The 2,885-nt window shown below is 64.6% G+C and carries 2 protein-coding genes and 2 pseudogenes; all 4 read right to left on the bottom strand.

All coding sequences use genetic code 11. The features are described from left to right. Positions 1-110: 110 nt before the first annotated feature. The gene (locus RBR29_RS11710) at positions 111-314 is read right to left on the bottom strand and encodes a hypothetical protein (RefSeq protein ID WP_320349468.1); all 204 of its coding nucleotides are present in this window, start codon (positions 312-314) and stop codon (positions 111-113) included. A gap of 9 nt (positions 315-323) precedes the next feature. Next, positions 324-389, bottom strand: a pseudogene (locus RBR29_RS11950) (hypothetical protein); the annotation flags it as partial. A gap of 21 nt (positions 390-410) precedes the next feature. Beyond that, positions 411-1,934: pseudogene (gene mnmE, locus RBR29_RS11705) on the bottom strand (tRNA uridine-5-carboxymethylaminomethyl(34) synthesis GTPase MnmE); the annotation flags it as partial. Between the two features lie 291 nt (positions 1,935-2,225). Further along, positions 2,226-2,885, bottom strand: a 660-nt coding sequence (gene yidC / locus RBR29_RS11700; protein WP_320349466.1) for a membrane protein insertase YidC, incomplete at its 5' end; no start/stop codon positions are given.

The raw sequence follows: 2,885 nt of genomic DNA, 5'->3' as shown, positions 1-2,885 counted from the left end.
CTTTCCGGTCTTGGAGTTTTCCACCGGGATGTGCCATTCGCCTTCGTCCACATGCACATCCTTCCACTGCGCCAGCATCAGCTCGGATTTGCGCACCAGGGTCATCAGGGTCAGTTGGAAGGCGATCTTGAATTGGCGGCGGCGCGGTAGACGTGCCGCATCGGCAGGGCCATGACCGGGTTGGCCTGGATCAGGCCGCAGGTCAGTGCGTAGTCGAACATGCGCTTGAGCAGGCCGCGCACCTGGCCGGCAGCGGCGTCGAAGCCTTGCTCCTTCTTGCGCCAGATGACACCCCCGGTCGGGAAGACCTCCACATACAGCCCCCGGTCGTCGGTAACCGTATAGGTCTTGTCCCTGGGCTTGAGCGCCTTGAGCGCGGTATCGGTCAGTGGACGTCCCTGGACCCCACATCACTTGCCGATGCAGAAGCGGGAAAAAATCTCTCCCAGCAAATCATCGCTGGTGAATTCCCCCGTGATCCCGCACAGCGCCTCGTGCGCCAGGCGCAGTTCCTCGGCGAACAGATCCAGCACCTGATCACTGTGCGCGGCATGCCCGGCAGCCGCCTGCAAATGCCCGCGTGCCGCCTCCAGCGCCTGCACGTGCCGCTCACGCGCCAGCCAGGGGGATTCCGTGCCGGGGGTCCAGCCGGCAATGGCCAGCAACCGGGCACGCAAGACATCCAGTCCAGCGCCGGTATGGGCAGAGATGCGTATCGGGGCTTCGTCTGGCACGAAACGGTCCGCAGGGACCGTTATTGACACGGAAGATCCCTCCACCTCGCCGCTTGCAAGCGGCTCGGATTTGCTTGGCACGAAACGGTCCGCAGGGACCGTTATTGACACGGAAGATCCCTCCACCTCGCCGCTTGCAAGCGGCTCGGATTTGCTTGGCACGAAACGGTCCGCAGGGACCGTTTCGTGTCCCAGCAAATCCATCTTGTTCCACACGCGCAGCACCGGCACGTGCGCCGGCAGGCGCCGCACGATCGCCGCATCCAGCGGATCATCCGGGTGGCGCGCATCCTGCAGGTGCAGGATCACCTGGGCGCGGGCGATCTCGGCCCAGCTGCGTTCGATGCCGATGCGTTCAACCGTATCCTCGGTCTCACGCAGGCCCGCCGTATCCACGATGTGCAGGGGAATGCCGTCGATATGGATCTGCTGCACCACCCGGTCGCGCGTGGTGCCGGCAATGGGCGTGACAATGGCCACGTCCTCGCCCGCCAACGCATTCAGCAGACTGGACTTGCCCACGTTGGGCTGGCCTGCCAGCACCACATGCAGCCCCTCGCGCAGCACCAACCCCTGCCGGGCCGTGCGCAGGACACTGTCCAGCGTGGCCGTCACGGCCTCCAGACGTTCGGCAGCTTGGTATTTTTCCAGGAAATCGATTTCCTCTTCCGGGAAATCCAGGGTCGCCTCGACCAGCATGCGCAACTGGACGATGCGTTCGCTCAACGCCCCGATCTCGGCGGAAAAAGCTCCCGACAAGGATGCCATGGCGCTGCGCGCCGCCGCAGTGGAACTGGCCTCGATCAGATCGGCCACGGCCTCGGCCTGGGCCAGGTCCAGACGGTCGTTCAGGAAAGCGCGCTGGGTGAATTCACCCGGCTGCGCCAGGCGCAGGCCGATGTCCGCCCCCCGTGCCAGGCAATCTTCCAGCACGCGCCGCAACACGGCAGGCCCGCCGTGGCCCTGCAATTCCAGCACATCCTCGCCGGTATAGGAATGCGGGCCGGGAAAGAACAGCGCCAGGCCCTCGTCCATGATCTCGCCATGGCGGTCGCGAAACGGCAGATAGTGGGCATGGCGAGGGCGCAGGTCCACCGCGCACAGCCCATCGGCCCAGGGTTTCAGGCCGGGGCCGGAAACCCGGATCACACCGATCCCACCCCGGCCGGGCGCCGTGGCGATGGCGATGATGGGTTCAGTGGAAAAAGCGCTCATGTGGGTCACCCGGGTGCAGCCTGCATCATAGACACAAACTTGAGACGATATCACCCAAAAGGCGCGGGGCATCAGACTGCCCGGGCGCCCGGTCGGCCGGTGCCGAGGGCTGACGAAGGGGCACGGGGGAAGTCGGCGGGGGTGTCTGAGGCCGAAGGCCGAGTTCGCCCGCCGCCCGTGCGGACGAGGCAGACTCGGGACGTCCGGCCTACGGCCGGACCACCGGCTGGGGCGCCCGGGCAGTCTGATGCCCCGCGCCTCTCGCAGATCCTGGCATCAACTGGACGCCGAAGCCGCCTTTTCCCGGTCCAGACGCAGCATGATGACGCGCTGCTGGATGATGGACACGATATTGTTCACGCACCAGTACAGCACCAGGCCGGCCGGGAACATGAACATCATCCCGCCGAACACCAGCGGCATGATCATCATGATCTTCGCCTGGGTCGGATCAGGCGGCGTGGGATTCAGTTTGATCTGCAGGAACATCGTCGCCATCATGATGGCCGGCAGGATGAACCAGGGGTCGCGCACCGACAGGTCATGCACCCACAGGATCCAAGGCGCGCCGCGCATTTCCACACTGCCCAGCAGCACCCAGTACAGCGCGATGAACACCGGGATCTGCACCAGCATCGGCAGGCAGCCGCCCAGCGGGTTGATCTTCTCGGTGCGATACATTTCCATCATGGCGGCATTCAGCTTGGCCTTGTCGTCGCCGAATTTTTCCTTCAGGTGCTGCATGCGCGGAGCCACCTGCTTCATCTTCGCCATCGAACGATAACTGGCCGCCGACAGGGGATAGAACAACGCCTTGATCAGCAGCGTCAGCACCACGATGGTCCAGCCCCAGTTGCCCAGCAGCCCATGCAGCCAGGTCATGACATGGAACAAGGGCTTGGCGATGATGGTCACCCAACCGTAATCCACCACCAG

The organism is Castellaniella sp., assembly GCF_034007085.1.
In the GTDB taxonomy this organism is placed as follows: domain Bacteria; phylum Pseudomonadota; class Gammaproteobacteria; order Burkholderiales; family Burkholderiaceae_B; genus Castellaniella.
The sequence above is the reverse complement of the archived record's forward strand: the minus strand, read 5'-3'. Positions and strand labels throughout refer to the sequence as shown.